The 670-nt window shown below is 56.0% G+C and carries 2 protein-coding genes and 1 pseudogene; 2 read left to right on the top strand and 1 reads right to left on the bottom strand.

What is annotated here, in order from left to right; all coding sequences use genetic code 11:
• The coding region (locus BEB54_RS28155) for a DNA methyltransferase (protein ID WP_096933890.1) at window positions 1-356 on the bottom strand (356 nt) is incomplete at its 3' end.
• On the opposite strand from BEB54_RS28155, the gene BEB54_RS29875 reads away from it, so the two are divergent.
• Window positions 291-557, top strand: a complete 267-nt coding sequence (locus BEB54_RS29875; protein ID WP_306308697.1) for a DinI-like family protein — start codon at window positions 291-293, stop codon at window positions 555-557. The two genes, BEB54_RS28155 and BEB54_RS29875, sit on opposite strands and share 66 nt — an antisense overlap.
• Window positions 554-670, top strand: a pseudogene (locus tag BEB54_RS28145) (peptidase); the annotation flags it as partial. The gene BEB54_RS29875 and the pseudogene BEB54_RS28145, both read left to right, overlap by 4 nt.

Here is a 670-nt window from a genome sequence, read left to right as displayed (position 1 = left end):
GCCAGGATGTAGGCGCATTCGTGGCGATAGCCCACATATGCGGCCTTCGATGTGTAGTTTTTGGTGAAGACCAGGTGGCCAACAACGCTGAATCCCGCATTTTTCCAGGCGGCCATAAAGCGATCGACGCGGTTCCAGCCGTAGAAGCTGACCATCAGCGCATCTTTTTTGAGTACGCGGAACATTTCATTACAGGCCGGTTGCAGCCATTCATCGGTTTTATCGCCTGCAATGGTACGCCCTGAACGGTCACGGAACCCCACCAGGTAAGGCGGGTCGGTAAGTATGAGATCAATGGCGTTATCAGGGATACGGGCCATAACATCAATGCAGTTACCGAGGACAAAACGGGACATAACAACACTCCTTCTCTTACAGAAGGCACCGGGAGGGCCCCCCTGTGGTGCCCGTTCCCCGCTGCCTGTGGGCTGTTCACCGCGTCCGGCAGCGCCCCGTCTGTATCTGTCACAGGAGCCCGCAACGACAAGGATAAAGAACGTATCCTGTATCTGCTGGAAGAAATCTGGCAGGACGACAGCTGGCTGCCTGCAGCATGAGTACCGTTTATCACCGTCCGGCTGCCCCTTCAGGCGATGACAGTTACGTGCGACCGTTGTTTGCCGATCGTTGCCAGGCCGGTTTTCCTTCGCCTGCCACTGATTATGCTGAG

The organism is Escherichia sp. MOD1-EC6021, assembly GCF_002965245.1.
GTDB lineage: Bacteria > Pseudomonadota > Gammaproteobacteria > Enterobacterales > Enterobacteriaceae > Escherichia > Escherichia coli_F.
This window is presented reverse-complemented; position numbering and strand designations above follow the sequence as displayed.